This is a genomic window from Novosphingobium sp. TH158, from assembly GCF_002855555.1.
Taxonomy (GTDB): Bacteria; Pseudomonadota; Alphaproteobacteria; order Sphingomonadales; family Sphingomonadaceae; genus Novosphingobium.
Window position 1 is genome coordinate 1,923,129 of record NZ_PKRT01000001.1, and the last position, 21,652, is coordinate 1,944,780.

Consider the following 21,652-nt stretch of genomic DNA (forward strand, 5'->3'; position numbering starts at 1 on the left):
ACAACAGGACGTGCTGGGAGGAATGCAGGATTGGGAAATGCGGGTCGAACATTTCGTCGATCACGCTGCGCGCGAGCATGGCACGCGCGAACTGGTAACCCGCTGGGCCGATGGCAGCGAAACGCGCACGGACTGGGCAGGCATCCGGCATGACAGCCTGAAGATGGTCCAGGCCCTGCGCCGGTTGGGCATCGGCAAGGGCGATCGCATCGCGACCCTGGCGATGAACCATCACCGGCACCTGATCACCTGGTACGGCGCGGTCGGCGTGGGCGGGATCCTGCACACCCTCAACCCGCGCCTGTTCGATGACCAGCTGGACTATATCGTCAACCATGCCGAAGACCGGGTGCTGCTCTACGATGCGGTTTTCCAGCCGATTGTGGACCGTATGCGGGATCGCTGGCCCAGCATCGAGCATTACATCTGCTTCGATTCCGATGCCCGTTCGCCGCATTTCGAGCAGTGGATCGGGGCAGAGGACGGCAATACCGGCTGGGAGCTTGGAGACGAACGCGATCCCTGCATGCTCTGCTACACCAGCGGAACCACCGGCCATCCGAAAGGCGTGCTCTATACCCACCGCTCCACCATGCTTCACGCGCTGACCAGCGTGCAGCCGTCGATCTTCGATTTCGACGCGCGCACGGTGATGCTGCCGATCGTGCCGATGTTCCATGCGGCAAGCTGGGGCCTGCCCTGGGGCGGAGCGGCCTGCGGCGTGAAATTCGTCTTCTCCGCCACCAACGATGCCGCCGTGCTGTATGAACTGTTCAAGCGCGAGAAGGTTACTCATTCGGCCGGCGTGCCGACCGTGTGGATGGCGCTGTTCCAGCACCTCGACGCCCATGGGGGCGAGCTGGAACGGCTGCGCCACATCATCTGCGGCGGCTCCGCCATGCCGCGCGCCATGGTGGAACGCTTCATGCGCATGGGCATCAACGTTGCCCATGCCTGGGGGATGACCGAAACGTCGCCCATCGGCACCACCGGCACAAAGCCATGGAACTGGGACGACATGGCCTTCGACGAACAGGTCGACGTCAAGGCGATGCAGGGCCGCGTGCCCTTTGGCGTTGAACTGCGCTGCGTCGACCTTGGCGATCCGGGCAAGGTCCTGCCGCGCGACGGCAAGACGTCAGGTGCGCTGCAGGTGCGCGGGCCCTGGGTGATCAAGCGCTACTTCAAGGGCGAGACCGACGCCGCGCCCGATCCGGACCAGTGGTTCGATACCGGCGATGTTGCCGTGCTTCACCCCGATGGCACCCTGCAACTGACCGACCGCACCAAGGACGTCATCAAGTCCGGCGGGGAATGGATCAGCTCCGTCGAGCTGGAGAACATCGCCGTGGGCTATCCCGGGGTTGCCGAAGCGGCGGCCATCGGCATTGCCCACCCCAAGTGGGACGAGCGGCCGATCCTGGTGGTGGTGAAAAAGCCGGGTGCGGAGGTTTCGGCCGAAGGGCTGGTTGCCTTCCTTGCCGACAAGGTCGCCAAGTGGTGGCTGCCCGATGCCGTGGAATTCGTCGATGAACTGCCGCACACCGGCACCGGCAAGATCAGCAAGAAGGACCTGCGCGACCGGTTCCGCGATTACCGGCTGGCCGAATGACCCTAGTTGTACTGCACCGTCACGCTGAGCGTGCCGGTGTAGGTTCCGGTGGTTGTCGAGGATGAAAGAGGCAGACTGCCGCCGACCTTCAGGGGTATGGTTCCCGCTGCGCCCAGCGAGCCTGAAAGCACCTGCGCGCCGTTGTGGGTCGGAATGGTGGTGACGGTCAGGCTCCCGTCCGGTCCTGTCAGCGTAACCGTCGATGGCACCGACAGGGAAACGCTCTGCCCGCCTTCGCCGCTGACCGTAAAGGCCGCTGCCCGCGGCAGGGGCGCCGAAAGGCTCGCAACGCCGATTCCACTGACCGTTACCGCATCGGTTGCCGGCGCAAGCGTGATCGTTCCCGCGCCGGTCTTGGGAGCGCTGACCCTTCCGAAGCTGAGGTCCTGCGTCTTGCTGAGCGTCAACGAGCGCAGCACCGTTGCATTGACCGATCCCGACAGCGAAATCGGCCGCGACCCGTTGAGGCGCGACACCGTGACAACAAAGCTCGACGATGCCGCGCCGCTCGCTCCTGCACCGTTGTCGCCGTTGATCGGCAGGTCATATCCCAGCCAGAATGTCTTGCTGCCGTTGCGGCCGACCGGTCCGATGCGAAAACTGATCGAACTGCCTGTGCCGGGGGCGAGCGTGATGGTCGCAGTTGCAGCCGATGTGGACACGGTAAAGTTCTGCAACGCCCCGGCTCGTCCGGTCGGCGTGCCGGTGAGCGCTACCGTTACCGCAGCTTCATCGGTATTGCAGCTTGGCTGGTTGGCGCAGGAAATCGTCACTAGCGAGCGGACCGGCGCCGTACCGGAGCGCAGGCCGTTGCCCGAAAGCCGCGTAACCGTACCCGTCGAGGCACTTGCGCGAAAGGTCGTCGGGCCGGTGGCCGCAGCGACGACCGGACCCAGGTTGGCGGTGCCGATCGACGAAACGCTGAAATTCTGAGCCGCCACCGGCGATCCCCAGAGACCGATTATCAGGAGGGCAAGGGCAAGGAGCCGCATCATTGCAGGGTCCGGCTGAACAGGATTTCGCCGGTCAGCGAACGCGCCTTGCCATCGTCGCCAATGGTGACGCGCAGAGGGCTTGCCAGGCGCATGCCCAGGCGGCGCGCCTGATCGGGATCGAGTTCCACCGTGTAGGACCCCGGCTTGACCGTATCGAAGACCAGCGAACCGTCGAACTCGGTTATGGCAGAGAGCACTTCACCCTTCTGCGGCACAAGTCGGACGAGCACGGCGGATAGTCCTGTCATCGTGCCATCCTGCTGGCGCATGTTCATGCGGATGACAAGTTCCGACGTAGGAACAAGCGGATAGAGAACCTTGACGACATTGCCGGCGCGCGGCTCGAAGGCCACGTTTTGCGGCGGCGGGGCAACGAAAACGGTGTCGGTATTGGCAATGTCGGTGCGCAGGTTTGCAACGCCGCCATCACCCAGCCCGGTCACGAAGGCACGGCCGGCGGCATCGGTGATCACCTTGCGCCCGGAACCTTGCAGCTCGACGCCGGGAACGGGATCTTCGCCTCGGTCCATGCGGCCGTTGGCATTGGCATCGAGGAAAGCCAGCAGGGCCGCGCTGCCGCCGTTGCCGGGGCCCGGCGGCGTGGCGCGATAGCGTCCGCGGAACGGATCGTAAGCCAGCCCGAAGTTCAGCTGCAGCCCCACCCGCCAGCGCTTCTGACCGGTGGAATAGTCCCCGCCCAACGTCGCATCGGCGAAGGGCAGGTGCGCGGTGAAACCGGCCTGAAGCGCATTGTCGCGCGCGGAAAAGTTGCGGCTCGCCCCCAGACGCAGGCTGTAGCGATCATTGATCGCGCGATCGGCGGTGATTGCCACGTTTTCCAGCCGCACCCCCGGCTTCAGGCGGTAATCGGCGCTCGCCCGCAGCTGCCATTTATAATCGATGAAGCGCGAGGCCGAGACGCTGCCGGTAAGGTTCTCGATTTTGCCGAACGGACCGGTACGCCGGTTGTAGTCCATGCCCATGGCCACCAGCGTGCCGGCGACCGAAGCGGTCGTGCGTGCGCGGGCCATCAAGCTGGTGCCGCCATCGGTGAACTGGGCCCGCTCGACCCGTGCTGAAACCGGCAGGCGGGCCTTGCCCGGCAGCGGCAGGGCGAAGTCCAGCGTAACCTCGTCATAGCGGCGCATGGGCCGTGAAAGATCCCAGGCCGAATTGGCTTCATCATTGAATTTGCCCGAATATTCCACGTGACGGGCAAGAAATCCGATGCCTGCGAGACGGCCGGCAGCACCGAGCGAAAGCGCGCTGCCGCCCTTCACCTGCTTGGCGAAATCGGCCTGCACCGCCATGCCCGCCAGCGATGTGCGGACCCCGGCATTGATGACATTGTGGCGATTGCCGCCAAAATCCTCGTAGCTGGCAAACCCGCCCCCCACGGTGAGGCCGGCGGTGAGGCCATGCGCCACGCTGACCACGCCGCGCACCGATCCGCGGGCCTTGTTGCTTGCCAGCTGGTTGTCTTCCGACAGGCTGATGACCGGCCGGTCCTGCAACACCACGCCCGCATCGAACTGCGTCTTGCCGGATGGAAGCTGCCCGCCGCCGACATTGACGATCCGGGTCTGCTCCAGCCGCTCGCCGCGCGGCCCATAAAGCACCAGCCGCACCACGTTGCGACCGCGCACCAGCGGCACGCCGGTGAATTCGTAGCGACCCTGGTTGCGCGCGCCGGCAAAGCCGCTGCGCAGGATATCGTTGACGTACAGTTCGGCATCATAGCCGATCGGCAATTCGCCGCGGATGTTTATCCGCTGGAAAACACTGGATTCTTCTGTCCCAGCCGAAGTGATCACCAGGCCGGCACCGCCCGCGCTGCGCGGCCCCAGGACGAGCGCGGGGGAATAGACGTCACCCGCCGATGCCATGGTCGCTTCAAGCGGACCGAGCAGGTCGCCGCTGGCGCTGCGACGCGTCGCGGTCACGCGCGCCGAACTCGGCTTGCCCTGCATGTCGGTGGCGAACCAGCCCGAAAAGCCGGTCTTGGCGAGGTCGCCGGAGACGCGAGCCTCCATGCGCGTGATCGCCCGACCGGTGCCGCTGTCTGCGCCCAGCTCCAGGCCGACATCCACGGAGGGACGACTAACCCATTGATATGGATTGGATACTCGTAATGCATCGACACCTGCCTGCGGTGCATCCATCAGCCCGCTAAGGCGCGCGACGCGCTCGCGACGGCTCTGGATGGGAAGCTTTTCCCGCGCTGTCAGGTCGATCGCCATTTCGTCGCTCGAAACCTTGATCGCGACTGGGAACAGCTTCGCTACCAGCGAGGCGCGCAGGTAGATGTCCGTCGCGGTCACCTTGCTGTCTGGCGGGACCAGGGCAATGACCTGTCCGCCAATCAGCGCACGACCGGCGGCGAGATCGACCGTGATGGCCCGCTGGTTCTCTCCCAGCCGTCCCGAGGCGATGCGGGCCTGCGGCTGGACGGTAAAATTGATTTCCAGCAGTCGGGAAAGTTCGCCAAGCGGGATCAGCGGATCTTCCGCATTGCCATAGGCGGCAAGCGATTCGCTAAGCGTGGCCTGATCCAGGTTCAGCGCATAGAGAAGCAGCTGGTCGGTATCCACCGCCAGGCTTGGGGACTGCGCCGCGGCAGTCCCGCCGGCTGGCGGCATGCCCGCAAGGACAGCCGCCAGGGCAAGGGCGAACAGCTTGCGCAGCATGGATCAGAAAGCCGTGAAGCTCCCGCTGGCCATGGCCGTGCCGGGCTTCTGATCCTCGGCGAAATAGCTCACGGTCACCGTCTCGCCCTTGCGCAGCGCGCGCAGCAGCGGAACGCCGGCGATGCGGTCGGTCACTTCGGGATAGACCGCGAGGCCGCGAACCAGGCCGACAACCTCGTTCTTGCCCGATCGCACTTCGATATTGCCATAGACGGAGCCTGTCCCGCTGCGGCGGATCGGAACGAGCAGTTCCGGCGTGCCCTTTGCAATGCTGCTGGTGATCGGACCGAGCGTAGCCTGCGCGCTGGCAGCTCCATCACGCACGATCAGCGGGATCGAAAGACCGAAGATCGACTGGATGCGAAGCACCAGTTCACCGCGCTGGGCAGCAGCGGCCTGTTCGGCGGTAAGGCCCGAATCAGCTGCGGGAACGGTGGTGACCGTCAGGTGCGAGCGGTATTCAGCGCCGCCAGCCCCTTCGGGCTGGGTCGCGCGGACCCGGATCGTCTTGCCCTGGCCGGGGCCAAGCACCAGTCGGCTCGGCGCAGCCAGCAGATAGGGCCTGGCGCTTTTCACCGTGGCGGCGGCGGCTTCGGCCTCAGGCCCTTTTTCCGCAGCGCGTGCCACGGGAACGATCTCGCCGGTCGGCAGCATGACGTTATCGACCAGCGCGACATCGACGGTAACCGCCGCGTTGCCCTGGTTGAACACGTAGACGGCTTCGGTCCGCTTGTTGGGCCCGAAGATCACGCGACGCGGGGTGATGTTGATATTGGCGGCACCAGTGGTCGGCGCGGCGGCGGCGGCGGGCGCAGAGGCAGGCGCGTCCTGCGCGGCAAGCGGAGCGGAAAACAGGCCCGCAAGGCCGGCGAATGCGACGGTCAGGGCGCGCAACGCGGCCCGGAATGATTGAATGTTGAGCCGGTTCATCACCAGTCTCCCCCGAAACGGTCGGCCCAGAGCCTCGCGGCTAATTGAACTGGGCCAGGAACAACAGGTTGCCCGGCGCAGTGCCAAAGCCCGCAGGCTGTCGGCGCGCGCCACCGGAATCTGGCAAAGCAGGAGGATTCGCTGTCGAGGATTCGCCGGGCACGCCGAAGCTGTAAGTGGCAGCGGAAAGCACCACCACTTCTCCCGGAATCCTGTTGCTGCGGCGTTTTGTGCCCGGCCGTGCCGGGGAAACGAGCAGCGAGACCGAATCGCCGACCTGTCCTTCGAGAAACGCTCCGGAAAGCGCGTCCGTCAGCACGTCATAGGCGATGCCGGTTCCCACCGAACGGGTTATCTCGACCAACCCGCGGGCGCTTGCCCGCTGTTCCTGGGCCTTGGCCGGAACAGCGGACAGGCTGGCGAGCGAGGCCGAAAGCAGCAGCGCCGTTGCGCGCATCTTGCCGGAACCCCGCTCGCTCATGCCCATATCTCCATGCAATCCAGGTTCTGGATTACTGATAGGCAACCGTCACGTCGAAAGTGCCGGTGTATTCGCCGCTGGCCTGCGAGGCGGGCAGGCTGAAGCTGCCGCCGACGTTGATCGCCTTCGAACCGGCAGCGCCCAGGGCGTTCGACAGCGTTTCGGTCGCGCCGACGTCCGGCGAGAGCGTGACGGTGATCGTGTTCGAACCGTTGGCGAGGTCGAAAGTGCTGGGGATCGCCACGGTGACGACCTGGCCGCCTTCGCCGTCAACCGTGAAGGTGGCGTGGCTGGTGGTGATGCCGGACAGCGCAACAGCGCCCGCACCGGCAACCGTGGTGTTGCTGTTGTTGGCGATCGAAACCGTGCCGGTGCCGCTGCGCGGCTGGACAACGCGGCCGAACACGAGATCGGTGTTCTTGGTGACCGTCAGCGGACGGATGATCGTGACCGAGCCATTGGCGGTCGCGGTCGAGGTGTCGGCGGCCGACTGGGCCGAGGCCGGAGCAGCGGCAAAGCCCGCAGCAACCAGCGCAAGTGCGATGATCTTCTTCATGTAAGTCTTCGTCCCGTACTCGGGGCACGAGGCCCCAGATGAGCATCCGGGAGACACCGCCTGGTCCCACACCAGTTGTTTCGCGAAGCCCCCCCGATCGAAGCAGATCGCCCGGGGTGCCCGCGCAAACTGCGGACTTCTACTTAGGTTAAAGGACTTATCGATTGGTTAACATGCGTAAAACGCCGCAAACCGGGGGCGGCTGACCAAAGCGCCGCGCTGCCGGGACAGGCCCGCTCGGAAACGGAATGCCCGTCTCCAGCGGTGAAGGGAGGAAGCGTTGCAGGATGCGCGGCGGAGCAAATTCCGGCGCACCTTGGAGGCACTCTTGGGGAGCGCTCGCTATAAACTATTGAAAAGATGGCGCACCCGACAGGATTCGGACCTGTGGCCTCTGCCTTCGGAGTGCAGGGAACCGGCCTAACCGTGGACAGAGCCGGACAATGAAACCCCTGAAATTGAGGCCTTCTATGTCTTGCGTCATCCCGTTTCGTCCTCCATTGTATTCCGTACAAATTCCGTACGGAACGAAAAGGGCGATCTGGCGATGGCACTGGACCTCAGCAAAGTTGGTGAGCGTGACAAGCTGAAGGCAACGCGGGAACCGCACTGGCAGCGGCTGCGCGTTGGCTGCTTTCTTGGCTTTCGCCCCTCCAAGGTTGGCGGCAAAGGCGGCAACTGGATTGCCCGCGCGTACGATCAGGACGGCGGCAAGTACCGCCTGAAGGCGCTAGGCGACTTTGGCACCCTTGCCGGTAATGAGGTGTTTGCAGCGGCCAAGAAGGCCGCTGAGGCATTTGCGGAACTGGTGGAAACCGGCGGGCAGGTGCGCGCCAAGATCGAAACGGTTGCCGATGCCTGCCGGGAATATGCCAAGGGCCGAAACGAAGCGGGCAAGCGGTTTGAGCGCCATGTTTATGACGACCCCATTGCCAAGGTGAAACTGGACAAGTTGCGCCGTCGCCACGTTGCCGAATGGCGCAAGCGGCTGGAGGAAAAGCCCGCCCTTGTGAGCCGCCGCAAGAAAGGTAAGCCGATCACCCGCGACCGGGCAGCCTCCAGCGTCAACCGCGATATGGCGGTGTTGCGGGCAGCCTTGAGCAAGGTGCTTACCAAGGGCGCTCCGAATAGTGAGGCGGCTTGGCAAGAGGCGCTGAAGGCCGTTCCCAATGCAGACGGGCGGCGCACCCTTTACCTTGACCGCAACCAGCGCCGCGCGTTGCTCGAAAAGATGGATGCAGAGGCCGCGCCGTTTGTCCGGGCGCTCTGCCTGTTGCCCTTGCGGCCCGGCGCTCTGGCAGCCCTGAAGGCTGGCGACTTTGACAAGCGCACGGCGGAACTCACTATCGGCAAGGACAAGACCGGTAAGGCCCGGCGCATTCAACTTCCGGCAGAGGCAGCCGCATTGCTAGCCGCGCAGGCCAAGAACAAGCTGCCCGCCGCATCGCTGTTCATGCGCGCCAATGGCACGGCATGGAACAAGGATAGCTGGAAACTGCCCATTGCGGCGGCTGTGAAGGCCGCTGGCCTGCCTAGCGAGGCGACCGCGTACACCTTGCGGCACAGCACCATAACGGACCTTGTGAGCGCAGGCCTTCCCTTGCTCACCATCGCGCAAATATCGGGCACCAGCGCCGAAATGATCGAACGGCACTACGGGCACCTTGCCAGCGATGCGGCGGTGAAGGCACTTGGGGAGTTGGTGTTGTGACCTTTGCAAATGAAGGCGAATGGCTGGCCTTCATTGCGCGGGACCATTACCTGCCCATGATAACGCCGGAAGCCGTCGAGAGCGCGTTAAAAGACTGTGCGCCGCCCATTGTCAGCGGCAAGGACTGGGAATGGCTGGCAATGGCCGTGCGGCGCTCATTGGCATCCACTATGCAAAATGTCAGCGACAGCCCTGATCGCACATCCAATGCAGCAATTTGCCGAGAACTGGTCGGCCTGTGTGAGCAAATTTCAGGCGCGTACATTGCCCTCCAGCGCAGGTCGAACGAGGCCGATATGCAGCTTTGGAATGTCGCCTTCAAGCAGTGGAAAGGCGTGAATGCGCTGGCGGCCGATGATGATCCAGACTTCGACTACAACCGTTTTGAACGAGCGCTTGCTGATCTTAAATGGCTTGGCGAGTTCGTCGGCCATGCAGCCGTCAACACGAAGCAGCAAAAGGCTAATTGGCGTACCACCGAAAGGAAGTTACTGCGCGTTGAGCGCGGCCATTGTTTGGCCAGGGTGTATGAATCGGCTTTCGGCATACCGATCACGGTAAACAACTGGCCAAGCGGGATGCACCGCGCGCCATCGCCGTTCATGGAGTTCTACCAGAAAATGGTGGCTCTGGCTTTCGGAGAGAGGGCAACACCAGACCTAGCGGGCATATTGAAACTAGCTCGAAGGCGGCACCTCAGCGCACCCTACGCCGTCTCGGAAGGTGAAATACCCGGCCTTTGATGGGGAGCATTGCCCCCCAATTCCTGATGCAACGATCACCACCTTAGTCCGCCCATCCTCTGGCACGTCCCTGTGTGTCCGCACTCATTGCGGCGACACATGAGGAAAAGAGGATGACGAAAAAATACGGAACGATGCCACAAGCGGTCGAGTACTCAGGCCTGAGCCGGTCGCGTATTTATGAGGCGCTTAAGGCGGGGGAACTGACAGCCAAAAAGGCAGGGCGCAGGACGCTCATCCCGTTTGCCGATCTCGACACGTACCTTGCCAGCCTTCCCACCTTTCAGGCGGGAGCATGAGCAATGCTGAGCGCTCCGCAAATGGAAAACGCCGGGTTGCAGCCCGGCGTGATCCGCAATCAACTTGGAGGCTGGTTGCACTCTCCCTCTACCGCATCGGACAGGCAGGCGCAAATGCTTGCGGCCCGTTTCTGCCTCTCGCCTTGGATGGCGCAGGATATGGCGCGGCTCTGCTTTGGGGAGTGCGGCCATGAGTAAGGCACCCTTTGCAACGCACCGGGAGGCGGCGCTTGCGCTGTTGAACGGCGGTTACCGGGCCAGCCGCAAGGCCGGGCAGTTTCTTGGCCAGCTAGCGGTTGATCCATCGCCAATGAGCGCCGCGCAGACCGATTGGCTGGCAAAGCTGCTAGACAAGGCAGGCCTGCCCCCACTGGCAGAGGGAGGCGCGCAATGAGCACCTATCCCAACGCACCGGGGCACCGGAAGGTGGAAACCTCCAAGGCTGCTGCCAATGCCCTTGCTCCCAAGCTGGGGCGGCTTCAGCGCATGGCAGAGGCCGCAATCCGCGCGGCTGGATCGTCCGGCCTGACAGCCGATGAACTGGCAGCCCGGTTGGAAATGGACCGCTGGTCTATCCAGCCCCGTACCAGCGAACTTAAGTGCAAGGGCCTGATCCGCGACAGCGGCAAGCGCAGGCCGAATTGCACCGGCAAGGCCGCTATCGTGTGGGTTGCTGCATGATGCCCGCTGCCGTTTCGCGCATTCCACGCGCGCGTGACGGCGGCGCTTTGAAACTTCACCGGGGGGCGACTTTCGGTGAAGTTTCAATTGCACCGCTCCAGCCGCAATCGCCCGCCAATGCGCCGTTTGCCCGATCTGGCACGGCGCTTGCGATAAATAACCTAACCTTAGGTGTGGCAGCACAATCGGCAGGCAAGCCCGGCAGGGGCGGAGCGCGGAACCGTGGCAACAGGCCAAGCCATGAACTGAAACAGGGCCAGATTGCCAATCTAAGCGCCTCTGAGGGCCATTCCCGCAACATCGGCCTGCCTTTCACCCGGATGATAACAATACACTGGAAAGCCGCTGGAGTGCCCTTGGAGGGCATGGCGGCAGCGACAGGCCTTTTTATCGACTACCTCACTAGATGGCTGGCCCGGCGCGGCCATCGCATCGCTTGGCTGTGGGTGCATGAGAACGCGGGCGACAAGGGCTGGCATTGCCATGTTCTCGCCTCCATCCCTGCCGATCTGGTGAAGCCTCTGGTTGGCGCACAAAAGCGATGGCTTAGGACGATCACCGGCAAGCCATACAAGGCGAAAGTCATTCGCAGCGACCCTATTGGCGGGCGGCTTAGGCTGGAAACCGGCAACCCCGTTTTGCACTTCGCCAATGCCAGAGCGGCGCTCGCCTATATCTGCAAGGGCGCTCCGCAAGCCGTGCTCGATACGGCTGGCCTAGACCGGCAACACAAGCCGCAAGGCCTGATTATCGGCAGGCGTTGCAGCACCTCTCAAAACATCGGCAGCACAGCAAGAAAGGCGCACGATGCCAAAGAAGAATAAGGCCAGGACGGAAGGCAAGGCAGCCGTGGTTGAGGGCTATACCGGCGAAAGCGAGGCGGAAACCATGGCGCGGGTGTTCACCGGGCCGACAATCCGCCACGGATCAGTTGCAAGCAGCTTTATTGGCAAGATGTTCGGCCAGTTGCCGGGACAGCCACAGTTTGACGACTACGGCAGGGCAATCGCTACCCGGACAGACAAAGCCAAGAGCGGAGATCTGGCGGCAGCGAGCGAAATGTTAATGGCTCAGGCAATCTCCCTTGATGCCATGTTCACCGAACTGGCCCGGCGATGCGCGATGAACATGGGTGACTATATCCACGCATCGGAGCGGTACGGGCGGCTAGCCCTGAAGGCTCAGAGCAACTGCCGGGCAACACTGGAGGCTCTGGCAAAGCTGCACCAGCCACGCATTCAAACGGTGCGCCATGTTCATGTCAACGAGGGCGGGCAGGCCGTCATTGCCGATCAATTCCACCACCACGGGGGGTGCGAGAAAAATGCGAGATCGAAAAATCAAAGCCATGCAACCGGAGCGGCTGGCGAAAGCGCCGCGCTGCCTAGCCCGGACCCGCTCAGGAACGGAGTGCCAATCTCCGGCGGTGAAGGGGAAGCGGCGTTGCAGGATGCACGGCGGGACCAATCCGGGGGCACCTAAGGGCAATGCCAACGCGCTTAAGCATGGGGCCTATTCGGCTTGGACGAAAACGACAGCGACACAGATAAGGGCGCGGCAAGTCGATTGGAATGACTTTTAGCTGGAGGCTTTGAACTCCTCCAAACACATCTTTTTATCGTTCTCGTGCCCTGTGTCGTAATCGTCGCCCAAGTCGTTTGGAAGGCTGCAATTGGTGGCGGGTGTTATCTTGATACTGTCACAGTAATATCCTCCACCATCCATACACCGCCGCTTCTTCTCCAAATCCTCCCCGTTCAATCTCCGGCAGGTTTTCTGCCAACGCGACTGATAATTTTCAAAAGCATCGGCCAAGCAGGCATTGTATTTTGCCTTCGCATCGCTGAGTCGCTTCTCTTTTGCCATTGCGGCGGTGGATTCGCTTGTCGCCCGAGCCAATTCAGCGCTCCGCTCTCGATCCAACTTGGTCTGGGCAACTTGGGGAAGGAAGATGGCATAGTAATACGAAACGGACACGCCGATCAGGAGAGCGGCAACCGCAAGCGCTAGTTTCAATAGCTGGTCTGCTTTCTCGATCATGCCCACCCCCTATGCGACAAAAGATAACCAGATTAGGACGATAGGCAACCGACGACACGAAATTGCAGCGGGATGCAAGCTCTACCCGAGAGCCACGCTGAACACCCCCTTTTTTCGTACTTATTCCGTACGAAAGGAGAGAGCGTCCGCTAAACCATTGAAAAGATGGCGCACCCGACAGGATTCGAACCTGTGGCCTCTGCCTTCGGAGGGCAGCGCTCTATCCAGCTGAGCTACGGGTGCCTGGCCGGGCGGTTAGCAGAGGCGGGGCGGCCTTGCCAGAACTAATGCGCGCGCTCCCTGACGGGTGGCTCGGTGCCTTCTTAGCAATTTTGCAAGGGGCCTTGCGGTACCAGCCTGGCATGAACGGAACCATGGCTCCCTTTTCCTCAGCCTCCGCAGGCTCCGCGAGCGGGCCGCTCGCCGGTGCCGGCCGCGCTTCTTTCGGGCAGGCGTCTGTCAGCTCGATGGGCATGAAGTGGTCGGCCTTGCACGATGCCGCGGGCATTGTCGCGACGCTGGCCGGCATGCCGCCCGAGCCGATGCGCCCCGAGGTCCGGAATTTCCCGGCCGTTATCCGCGATGCCGGTGGCTGGCGGCGCGAGCAGGCGGAACAGGGCGTCGAAGACCTTGCGGTCATCATGGAGGCCGGGATCGGTGCGCTGCTGGCAGTTCATGCCCGTGGTATCGATTCGCGCGCGGCCGCGCTCAGCCTGTGGACCGAGTTCCAGTCGGCCCGCGCCGCATTGCTCGAACTGGTACCGCAGGCCCGGGATATGCGCCGCCCGTTCTGAAGCGCTTGCACAGTTCCCGGTCTGTTCCTAGTATCGCGGGGTGAACCTTCCCGCGACTCCAACCGTTAGCGCCGAAGAGCGCGCCGCATTGGCTGTGGCCCGAGGCATCTGCCGTCTGTTCGCCCGCAACGATATCTGGTGCCTGCCCGAAATGCCGCTGCGATCGAATCGCCGGGCTGACCTGATGGGCATCGATGCCAAGGGGCGGGTGGTCATCGTCGAGATCAAGGTCAGCAAGGCCGACCTGATGGGCGATGGCAAGTGGACCGACTATCTCGACCATTGTGACCGGTTCTACTGGGGACTGGCCCATCACCTCGATCGCGCCTGCATGGAAACGCCTGCATTCCTGCCGGAACGCTGCGGCCTGATTGTTGCCGATGGCTACGATGCAGAGATTGTCCGGCAGGCCCCCGATCTTGGCCTCAATGCCGCCAGGCGCAAGGCAGAGATCGAGCGGCTGGCAAGGACCTCGCTGCGGCGGCAGGTCGTCGGCTCCGATCCGCAGTGGAGCGGTTGGGGCTAAATCCGGTCGAGCCGCACGGACTGAAGCCGCACCTCGCCCTCGCCGGGTTGCAGCATGAACGTGAGCCAGCGTGCGGGGCATTCCGCGCCTGCCCGGATTTCCGCCTGGTAGCTGGACGATTCCGGCCGGAACGTTGCCGGCAAAGGCTTTGCGTTGGACATGTCGCAATCGAGAGAAGCCTGGATCTGCGCGGAAGGCCTGCCCTGCGCCGTGGCTGCCTGCCAGGACAGCCGGTAAGCGCCCGGCGCCATGACCACGAGCTGGCGCAGCACCGTGCGCGAAGCAGGAGCGCTTGAGGTGAGTTCAAGAACCCGCTGCCCCGCCTTCGATCCGGGTAACACGGCCAGGCCTACATCGCTGCTGCCCACCAGCTCCCATTCGAAATTCGTGCGACCGCCGATGGTCCGCAAGTGGCCGAAATCGGCATCGGCAATCAACCCGGTGCCCGCTTCGCTGCAATGATCACGCCACAGGGTACGCGCCGCATCGAGCTTGCCGGCGTGGACAAGGCCGCTGACCGGCGGGGCAATGGCATCGCAGCCCAGAGGCATTCCCCTGCGGGCGATGGCATCGAGCACGATGGCGCGCCGCTCGACCACGTCCGCGGGCTGCTCGGCCGCGCTGCGGGCATAGGCCTCAAGCCAGGGCGGCCGGGCCTTTGCCACACGGTCCACGATGGCGCGCCGCCCCTCTGCCGGCCCTTCGATGGCGGCCAGCAACTGCGCGTTCTCGGCAAGCCAGGGTTGCTGGCGCAGCAGGGCGTCGAAGCGCTCGGCGGCAACGCGCCAGTCCTTTACCGCGATCGCCTGGTCCATCCAGTAGGCCTGCGTCAGCGGGACACGCCAGCCCATCTGGCCAGCGACGCGGAAGGCCTTTTCCGCGCCGGTACGATCACCCACCGCCAGACGCGCCGCGCCGAGCAAGGCCGGGCTTACGGGATCGACCGGCGCTGTGCGCACTGCGGCTTCCCCGGCCATGAGGGCATCCTGCGGGCGACCGGCGGCCAGATCGGCCTGTCCGCGGGTGTGGAGCGCCGTGCTGGCGAACAGGTCCGGCACCCTTTCCGCAGCGCTGGGGCGCAGGAAGGAGCGCCGGTCCATGGCGCTGCCGATAGCCAGCAGGCCGAACGCCAGGCACCCGGCCAGCACCGCGGCTTTCTCCGCCTGCTGCTTGCCTGCCGGGCCAAAGGCCATTTCAGCTCTCCTGCGTGTTGCCGTACTGGTAGTAGTCGTAACCGTAATATTCGGAATATTGGTTGCCCGCCTTCAGCGGATCGAACTTGGTCAGCACCGCGCCAAGCAACACCGGACGCATCGCGCGCAGGCGGCGAAGTGCCATCTTGAGCGATCCGCGGCGGCTGCGGTCTGCCTCGACAATGAAGACCACGCCATCGGCCAGGGCCGAAAGCGTCGGCGAATCGGCAAGGCCGAGGATGGGCGGACTGTCGATGATGACGACCTGGTGGGCGGCGGCGGCCTGCTGAAGGATGTCCTCCATGCGTGCCGTCGACACCAGTTCGGTCGGGCTTGGCGGGATCGGGCCGGAGGGCAGGAAGCTCAGGTTGTCCTGCCCGGAAGGCAGGATCGCGGTCCCGATGGCATCGTGCGAGGTCAGCAGCGAAGAAAGCCCGCGTTCGTTCTCATAGCCGATACGGCGGTGCAGCGATGGCCGGCGCATGTCGGCATCGATCAGCAGCACGCTGCGGCCCATGCGGGCGAAGCTGGAAGCAATGGCCACGGCGCTGGTGGTCTTGCCCTCGGACGGCTGCGCGCTGGTAATCAGCATGACATGCGGCAGGCCTTCGGCTGTCGAATAGAGCAGTGAACCACGCAGCGAGTTGTACGCTTCCGAAATGGGCGACTTGGGATCGAGCAGCGCTTCGGTCGGTTCGTCGGAATGCGAGCGCGGGACGACGCCGAGCAGCGCCATCCCGAGTTTCGATTCGACGTCTTCCGGCACGCGGATCGAATCGTCGAACTGGTCCTTGAAGAACACGATGACAGCGGCCAGCCCGAGGCCCAGCAGCAAGGCGGCCATCAGGTTCTTGAACAGGTTTGGCGAAGATGGCCCGCCGGGAATCTGCGCCGTATCGACGATCGAGATGTTCGAAAGCGCGATGCCGGCAGAAGCATTGAGCTGTTTGAAGCGCTGCAGCAGCCCGTCATAAACCTCGCGATTGGTATCCGCCTCGCGGGCCAGCAGGGCATACTGGACCGTGCGGTCCTGTTCGCTCAGGGTCGCCGACTTCAGCTGGACGACCTGCTCGGAAAGGCGCCGTTCGGTTTCCACCGCCGCGCGATATTCGGCCAGGATGCCGTTGCGGACGTTGGTTGCCGCCTGCTGGATCTGCTGGTTCAGCACGGCAAGCTGCTGCTGCTTGGCCTTTACCGTGGGGTACTCATCCAGGTGCCGGGCCTTTTCCTGTTGCAGCTCGGCCTCGACCTTGGCCTTTTCGGTAAGCAGGCTGGTGACGTTGCTGTTGGTAAGCACCGCCTGCGATGAAAGCAGCGGCGCTGCCGAAACCGCCTTCCAGCGGCCCTCTGCCTCGATGCGACGGGCAGTAGCTTCGTTGGCGGCGGTATTGATCTGCAACAGGCTGCCCGTGGTCACGGAGCCGCCGCTGTTGCCTTCGCCTTCCTTGCCGCCGACCAGCGCGTCGCGCGTGCGGATCAGGCCTGCACCGCGAGAATAGGCGGTCAGCGCCAGCTCGGACTGCTCGAGGCGCGCCTTGGTCTGCGCAAGCTGGTCCGAGATGAAGCTGCGCGCGTAGGTCGATGAATCGAACTTGCGCTGCAGGTCCGCCTGGATGAATTCCGACGCATAGGTATTGGCGATCAGCGCCGACATGCGCGGATTGGTGCTTTCCCAGGAAATCGTCACCACGCGCGAATCGCGCGGCAGGGTGACGGCCAGGTTGCCCTGCACCAGCCCGGCCGCAGCCTCTGCCAGCGCCTTTGCAGGAGTGCCGGGGGCAATCCCTTCGACTTCCTGCGAAGCGAAGAATTCCGGGTTGCTGCCAAGATTGAGCTTCTGCACCACGCGCTGGGCCAGACCGCGCGACTTGAGCACTTCGATCTGGGTCTTGAGGGCGCGGTCAACGTCGTAATCGGGCGCCTGTTCTTCCTCGCCCTGCTCGCGACCCAGGACCTTGCTGGTGCTGGCATTGATCTGGATCGTCGTTCGCGCAGTATACCGCGGCGTTTCAAGCATCGTCATGACCACCGCGATGGCCAACGCGGTGGAGACGATGGCAACGATCAGCAGCAGGTTCGAACGGATTGCCGCCACGATGTAGCGAAAGTCGATTGCTGGCCGGGCCGCAGAGACCTGGGCGATTTCGTCAGCCGGATCGGCCACGTAGTGCGGTTGCCAGACCGGCTCGTTGATTGGCGCACTGGTTGCCACGGAATGCCCTTTCCCGCTCGTGATCAGAAGAAGGTGAAGATGTTGAACAGCGGCGCAGCGGCGAGGAAATCGCGCCAGGTGCTCTTCACGGCGGAATTGCCGACGACGATGGTATCGCCCGCAAGAATCTGGGGATCGGGCGCGCGGCCGCGGCGTATGTCGCTCAGGTTGAAGCGCCCGCCGGCCCGCTGGCCGTTGATAATGCGGAACACCATGATCTCGCTGAGCTTGGCGGTCTTGGTCGGGCTCTTGGCCTGGGCAAGCGCGGTCAGCAGGGTGGTGCCGGGATTGGCTTCGAACACGCCCGGCGATTCGACGTCGCCTTCGACCGTGAAGGTCGAGCGCGGCCGATCCAGCACGGTGATCGCCACCTGCGGGTCCTTGATGAAGCGCGCTGCAAGCCTGCGTGTGATTTCGGCGCGCAGTTCGCGCGGGGTCTGGCCGCCGACCGGCATTTCGCCGATCAGGGGCATCTGCAGATAGCCGACCGCATCGACGCGATAGTTGTCGGACGAAAGCTCGGGCTCGCCGAAGATGCGGATGCCCAGGCGGTCACCCGGGCGGATCCGCTCGCTCAATTCGCCATTATCGACCCGTTCGGGAATGGTTTCATAGGCCGCAGCCCCCTGGGGCAAAGGGCTTGGTCCGCCGGCAGAGGCGCAGGCCGAAAGCATGGCAAGGCCCAAAAGGGCCGCAAGCATAGCCGGGACCCGCCTCAAGACATGTCGATCAAACATCCGCATTCCCTGTTTCTGCCCCGCGGGGCGCTGGCATCAAAAGAGCCACCGCCGCTGCCGCCAGAAATGCCAGCGACATAGACCGAAGCGGATAATCCACTATCGAATGCAGCGCAATCACGGCCAGGGCAGTCGTCGAAAAAACCACTTGGGAACGCGAGCTTGCAGGACACTCTTGCCAAGCCTGGCGGAGCAGCCCCGCGACGTTCCAACTGATCGCCGCCAGCAGCATCGCGGCGAAAATTCCCCCCTCGACGAGGATCTCCAGATAGTCGTTGTGCGCCCGGTTGGTCAGCGTTGCATCGATCACCTCGAGCGGCTCCACGGCGACGAAGGCGGGAACGAATCCCCCCATCCCGACACCCCAGGGAAAATACTGACGGATAACAAAAAGCGTATCGTGCCAGATCTGGGGCCGCAGCTCTCCCGAATCGCCGAAGCGCCTCACCACCCGTTCCACCACGCCCGCTTGCGCGAATATGGCCACGATCACGAGAACCGCGACAATTGAGATGGCGCCGCCGATTCGCAAAGCCTTCCGATCGAACCTGAGCCAGGGCCATACGATAGCCAGGACCCCGGCCCATGCCACCGGCAGCAGCAGGATCCCGGCCCGCGAACCCGTGAGGAAAACGCCGATGGTGAACAGCCCGACAAGCCCTGCCGATAGCAGCAGCCGGTAGCTCTGGGTCAGGCGCGAATGCGTCTTGAACTCGCCATATTCGCGCACGGTGGCAACGGCGGCGACCATGGCGATAAGGAAGACATCGGCCGCGGCATTATGGTTGGCCTGGAAGCCGTTCAGGAAACCGACATCGCGCTCGTAAAAACGGAAAGCGTTAGCTTCACCACCTGCCAGTTGGCCCGCGCCGACGACGAGCCCGAGCAGGGACATCGAAGCGATCATCGCCATTACCGTGGCCCGCCCACCGCGCCTCAGGCCGGCAACCATCAGCATGAAGGCCGCTGCGGGAAGCAGCGCCAGCAGCGAAGCAAGCGTGCGGAGCGGGTCGAGCGACCAGGGGTGCCAGCTATCCTGCGCGCCGACAAGGGCCAAGGATTCCCTGGTGAGCTCACGCCCCGGCAGAGCCTGCCACACCATGGGCGGCAGCGGGATCATCTGGACCAGCGGAAGGACGATCAGCAGGCCGGCAATTACCCAGGCCCGGCGATCCGCCGACACGAAGGGAAAGCGCAGTGGCGAGAGGACAACCCAAACAGCGCAGGCGAGCGCCGCAATTCCCTGAAGCAGCATTTCGGGAAGCGGCCAAGGCGAACCGCCGCCGCCAAGCACGACGGCGCACCCGACCAGCAGAGCCGCGATAATCACCTGTCCGGTGCTTGAGCGAACTGGATCCAAAATGCCCCCCCAGGCCAAAGAAAAACCCCCTCCGACTTGAAGGGGGTTCATCCGGTCAGGTCGATCCCGACATCACGATCAGCAACCGGCCTTCAGCCCGGCGACTTCTTGCTGACTGCGACCACAAGGCCACCTGCGCCCACCGAACCGACCAGAATGCCGAGCACACCGCCGCCGGCGCCCGCCGAGCTGGCAGCCTGACCTGCTTCTGCGCCAACCGGAGCATCTGCGCATTCGCGGGTCTGCTGAAGCTGTCGCACGATACCTTCGGCATTGCCGTTGCTTTCACTGGGACCAGTGAGAACGTTACAAACACAGGAGCCGTCATCAAGCTGTTGACGGGTCACGTTCGCCTCGCCCGGGGTGCCGGTGCGAATCACGTTAACCGTGCACTGGCCGCCAGTAGCGCCGGCAGCGAGCACAGGGAGGGGCAGCGATGAAACCGCGCGCGTTTCTGCGCTTGCAGCAACACCAGCGGTAACCAGGCCGGCTGCTGCGAGCGCGGCGAAAATCTGGCTTGTCACAATCTGCCTCCAAATACGCTTTAGGTTTATTTACCTAAGTAGGCAGCCTGAGTCTATTCCAATTCGCAAGCACAGCAAGACTTTCAATTAATTTTTGTGCATTGCAGCACGGATGTCCGGCGCCGTCGCAAAGGAAAGCCGCCGACCTCAATAGGCCCGGTCATGCACCAGCACCCTTATGGTTGCGACAACGATGCCGAGATCGCGCCAGATCGACCAGCCGTTAAGGTATTCGAGGTCCGCGCCGAGGCGCTGCTCAAGATCGGACTCGTGGTCAGTCGCACCGCGATAACCGCGCACCTGCGCCAGGCCGGTCAGGCCGGGCTTCAGGGCATGGCGCAGCCAGTAGCGTGTATCGACTTCCCAGAAAAGCTTGTCGCCAGCCTGGCTGCCGATAGCGTGCGGTCTCGGCCCGACGATCGACATGTCTCCGGCAAGGACATTGAACAGCTGCGGCAGTTCATCGATCGAGGTGCGACGGATGAAGGCACCGATGCGCGTAACCCGCTGGTCATCGCGGGCGGTCGAAACGTTGCCTTCCTCGTCAAGGCTGGCCACACGCATCGAGCGGAACTTGTACATCCGGAAGAACGTATTGCCGCGTCCGATGCGGCGCTGGACAAACAGGGCCGGGCCACCGTCTTCCGCCATGATGAGCAGCGCGACGACAAGCAGCAGGGGAGAGAGCGCGAAGATCGCCAGGCCCGAAAAGGCGACATCGAATGCGCGCTTCATCGCCCTTGCCCGAAGGCCCAGCGGCCCCACCGAAACCAGCAGCAGACCGTGCCCGCCGGCCTTGCGCGCGCCAAGGGCATCGAGTTCGGCAATGGTATCGTCGATTACTTCGCCGGCAATTGCCGCACCCTTGAAGATCAGCGCCCAGGCGTGGCGACGTTCGGGCGGGCAGGACACGATCACCCGGTCGCAGCCGCGCAGCACCTTGCCGATCCGGTCAAGCGCAACCGGGTCGGAAGCATCGGGCACAAGCCGGCGCTTGCGCGCATCCACCTGCATTGCGCCCGCCAGGTTGATCGGCGGTCCGCCATCATCGATGACCAGTTCGTTGGTCACCCGCGCGCCGCAGCGCCACCTTACAAAGCCGCGCATCTGCGCGCGCAGCCACGGCAGCATGAAGGCGGCAAACGCGATGCCCAGCGTGAAGCTGGCGCGCGAAAAGTCCCGGCTGGACTTGGTGTAGAAGGCAATGAAGACGACCGCTGCCGACGAGATGAGCAGGGCGATCAGCGCCCTTGCCGCGCCGAATTCCCAGCTTTGCAGCGTGCGCAGCGAATAGGCGTTGTTGTAAAGCGCAACCGTAAGGAACACGGGCAGGACGATCTGCCCCAGCACCAGGCCCATCTCGGCGCCTTCGCTGCCGAGATAGATCCATCCGCCAAGCAGGAATGCGCCCAGCACCATGGCGATATCGCCGATGAGGATCGCCAGGTAGCTTTGCAGTCGCCGCCGTTCCAGACCGGGCACGGAACCGGCCGGAGCGCTCTGCGCCCCACCTTTCCTGACTACCGGTACGGGATTTGCTTCGGCGTTCATCGTGCGTCTGCGGTTCGTTC

The 21,652-nt window shown here is 63.7% G+C and carries 23 protein-coding genes and 1 tRNA gene; 11 read left to right on the forward strand and 13 right to left on the reverse strand.

Annotation, left to right across the window (positions count from 1 at the left end):
* Positions 1–22 precede the first annotated feature (22 nt).
* Positions 23–1,612, forward strand: a complete 1,590-nt coding sequence (locus C0V78_RS09500; protein WP_101797490.1) for a long-chain fatty acid--CoA ligase — start codon at positions 23–25, stop codon at positions 1,610–1,612.
* A 2-nt stretch (positions 1,613–1,614) separates the two neighbouring features.
* On the opposite strand, the gene C0V78_RS09505 is transcribed toward C0V78_RS09500, so the two are convergent.
* The 5 genes from C0V78_RS09505 to C0V78_RS09525 are packed head-to-tail and all read right to left on the reverse strand — an operon-like array spanning position 1,615 to position 7,261.
* The gene (locus C0V78_RS09505) at positions 1,615–2,553 is read right to left on the reverse strand and encodes a DUF4402 domain-containing protein (RefSeq protein WP_158241527.1); all 939 of its coding nucleotides are present in this window, start codon (positions 2,551–2,553) and stop codon (positions 1,615–1,617) included.
* A gap of 50 nt (positions 2,554–2,603) precedes the next feature.
* Positions 2,604–5,294 (reverse strand): hypothetical protein, encoded by a 2,691-nt coding sequence (locus C0V78_RS09510; RefSeq protein ID WP_101797492.1) that lies wholly within the window; start codon positions 5,292–5,294, stop codon positions 2,604–2,606.
* Positions 5,295–5,297: 3 nt separating this feature from the next.
* Positions 5,298–6,224 carry a hypothetical protein gene (locus C0V78_RS09515; RefSeq protein ID WP_144039872.1) on the reverse strand — a complete coding sequence of 309 codons (927 nt, stop codon included), beginning with the start codon at positions 6,222–6,224 and terminating at the stop codon, positions 5,298–5,300.
* A 40-nt stretch (positions 6,225–6,264) separates the two neighbouring features.
* On the reverse strand, positions 6,265–6,705 hold the full coding sequence (locus tag C0V78_RS09520) for a hypothetical protein (protein WP_144039873.1): 441 nt from the start codon (positions 6,703–6,705) through the stop codon (positions 6,265–6,267).
* A gap of 31 nt (positions 6,706–6,736) precedes the next feature.
* The gene (locus C0V78_RS09525) at positions 6,737–7,261 is read right to left on the reverse strand and encodes a DUF4402 domain-containing protein (RefSeq protein WP_101797495.1); all 525 of its coding nucleotides are present in this window, start codon (positions 7,259–7,261) and stop codon (positions 6,737–6,739) included.
* A 547-nt stretch (positions 7,262–7,808) separates the two neighbouring features.
* Here C0V78_RS09525 and C0V78_RS09530 point away from each other — a divergent pair.
* The 8 genes from C0V78_RS09530 to C0V78_RS15285 all read left to right on the forward strand — a co-directional run bounded on the left by C0V78_RS09530 (position 7,809) and on the right by C0V78_RS15285 (position 12,277).
* The gene (locus tag C0V78_RS09530; RefSeq protein WP_101797496.1) at positions 7,809–8,972 is read left to right on the forward strand and encodes a tyrosine-type recombinase/integrase; all 1,164 of its coding nucleotides are present in this window, start codon (positions 7,809–7,811) and stop codon (positions 8,970–8,972) included.
* Positions 8,969–9,715, forward strand: a complete 747-nt coding sequence (locus tag C0V78_RS09535) for a hypothetical protein (RefSeq protein ID WP_144039874.1) — start codon at positions 8,969–8,971, stop codon at positions 9,713–9,715. Before C0V78_RS09530 ends, C0V78_RS09535 begins: the two co-directional genes overlap by 4 nt.
* Positions 9,716–9,828: 113 nt before the next feature.
* Entirely contained in the window at positions 9,829–10,014 is a 186-nt protein-coding gene (locus C0V78_RS09540; RefSeq protein ID WP_101797498.1) for a helix-turn-helix domain-containing protein, read from the forward strand.
* Between the two features lie 190 nt (positions 10,015–10,204).
* On the forward strand, positions 10,205–10,408 hold the full coding sequence (locus C0V78_RS09550; RefSeq protein WP_101797500.1) for a hypothetical protein: 204 nt from the start codon (positions 10,205–10,207) through the stop codon (positions 10,406–10,408).
* Positions 10,405–10,695, forward strand: a complete 291-nt coding sequence (locus tag C0V78_RS09555) for a hypothetical protein (RefSeq protein WP_101797501.1) — start codon at positions 10,405–10,407, stop codon at positions 10,693–10,695. The genes C0V78_RS09550 and C0V78_RS09555 overlap by 4 nt, the downstream gene beginning before the upstream one ends.
* Positions 10,692–11,519, forward strand: coding sequence for a hypothetical protein (locus C0V78_RS14770; protein WP_144039875.1), 828 nt, complete (start codon positions 10,692–10,694; stop codon positions 11,517–11,519). Before C0V78_RS09555 ends, C0V78_RS14770 begins: the two co-directional genes overlap by 4 nt.
* On the forward strand, positions 11,503–12,177 hold the full coding sequence (locus C0V78_RS14940) for a hypothetical protein (protein WP_158241528.1): 675 nt from the start codon (positions 11,503–11,505) through the stop codon (positions 12,175–12,177). The genes C0V78_RS14770 and C0V78_RS14940 overlap by 17 nt, the downstream gene beginning before the upstream one ends.
* Complete coding sequence (locus C0V78_RS15285; protein WP_371514432.1) at positions 12,122–12,277, forward strand: hypothetical protein; 156 nt, start codon at positions 12,122–12,124, stop codon at positions 12,275–12,277. The genes C0V78_RS14940 and C0V78_RS15285 overlap by 56 nt, the downstream gene beginning before the upstream one ends.
* Here the strand turns inward: C0V78_RS15285 and C0V78_RS09570 are convergent.
* Both C0V78_RS09570 and C0V78_RS09575 read right to left on the reverse strand, forming a co-directional pair.
* Entirely contained in the window at positions 12,274–12,735 is a 462-nt protein-coding gene (locus tag C0V78_RS09570) for a hypothetical protein (RefSeq protein WP_101797504.1), read from the reverse strand. The genes C0V78_RS15285 and C0V78_RS09570 overlap by 4 nt on opposite strands.
* Before the next feature lie 166 nt (positions 12,736–12,901).
* A tRNA-Arg gene (locus C0V78_RS09575) sits at positions 12,902–12,978 on the reverse strand.
* Between the two features lie 119 nt (positions 12,979–13,097).
* Here C0V78_RS09575 and C0V78_RS09580 point away from each other — a divergent pair.
* A complete protein-coding gene (locus tag C0V78_RS09580; RefSeq protein WP_101797505.1) occupies positions 13,098–13,529 on the forward strand; it encodes a hypothetical protein in 432 nt (143 codons plus the stop codon).
* A gap of 40 nt (positions 13,530–13,569) precedes the next feature.
* Complete coding sequence (locus tag C0V78_RS09585) at positions 13,570–14,055, forward strand: MmcB family DNA repair protein (protein WP_101797506.1); 486 nt, start codon at positions 13,570–13,572, stop codon at positions 14,053–14,055.
* Here C0V78_RS09585 and C0V78_RS09590 read toward each other — a convergent pair.
* The 6 genes from C0V78_RS09590 to C0V78_RS09615 all read right to left on the reverse strand — a co-directional run bounded on the left by C0V78_RS09590 (position 14,052) and on the right by C0V78_RS09615 (position 21,632).
* Positions 14,052–15,248 carry a hypothetical protein gene (locus C0V78_RS09590; RefSeq protein ID WP_101797507.1) on the reverse strand — a complete coding sequence of 399 codons (1,197 nt, stop codon included), beginning with the start codon at positions 15,246–15,248 and terminating at the stop codon, positions 14,052–14,054. The two genes, C0V78_RS09585 and C0V78_RS09590, sit on opposite strands and share 4 nt — an antisense overlap.
* A 1-nt stretch (position 15,249) precedes the next feature.
* Positions 15,250–17,460, reverse strand: coding sequence for a polysaccharide biosynthesis tyrosine autokinase (locus C0V78_RS09595; RefSeq protein WP_254049877.1), 2,211 nt, complete (start codon positions 17,458–17,460; stop codon positions 15,250–15,252).
* Positions 17,461–17,483: 23 nt separating this feature from the next.
* Positions 17,484–18,161 (reverse strand): polysaccharide biosynthesis/export family protein, encoded by a 678-nt coding sequence (locus C0V78_RS09600; RefSeq protein ID WP_158241529.1) that lies wholly within the window; start codon positions 18,159–18,161, stop codon positions 17,484–17,486.
* A gap of 28 nt (positions 18,162–18,189) precedes the next feature.
* Positions 18,190–19,527, reverse strand: coding sequence for an O-antigen ligase (locus tag C0V78_RS09605; RefSeq protein WP_216822173.1), 1,338 nt, complete (start codon positions 19,525–19,527; stop codon positions 18,190–18,192).
* A 122-nt stretch (positions 19,528–19,649) separates the two neighbouring features.
* A complete protein-coding gene (locus tag C0V78_RS09610) occupies positions 19,650–20,081 on the reverse strand; it encodes a hypothetical protein (RefSeq protein ID WP_101797510.1) in 432 nt (143 codons plus the stop codon).
* 147 nt (positions 20,082–20,228) lie between these two features.
* The gene (locus tag C0V78_RS09615; protein ID WP_101797511.1) at positions 20,229–21,632 is read right to left on the reverse strand and encodes a sugar transferase; all 1,404 of its coding nucleotides are present in this window, start codon (positions 21,630–21,632) and stop codon (positions 20,229–20,231) included.
* Between the last annotated feature and the right edge of the window lie 20 nt (positions 21,633–21,652).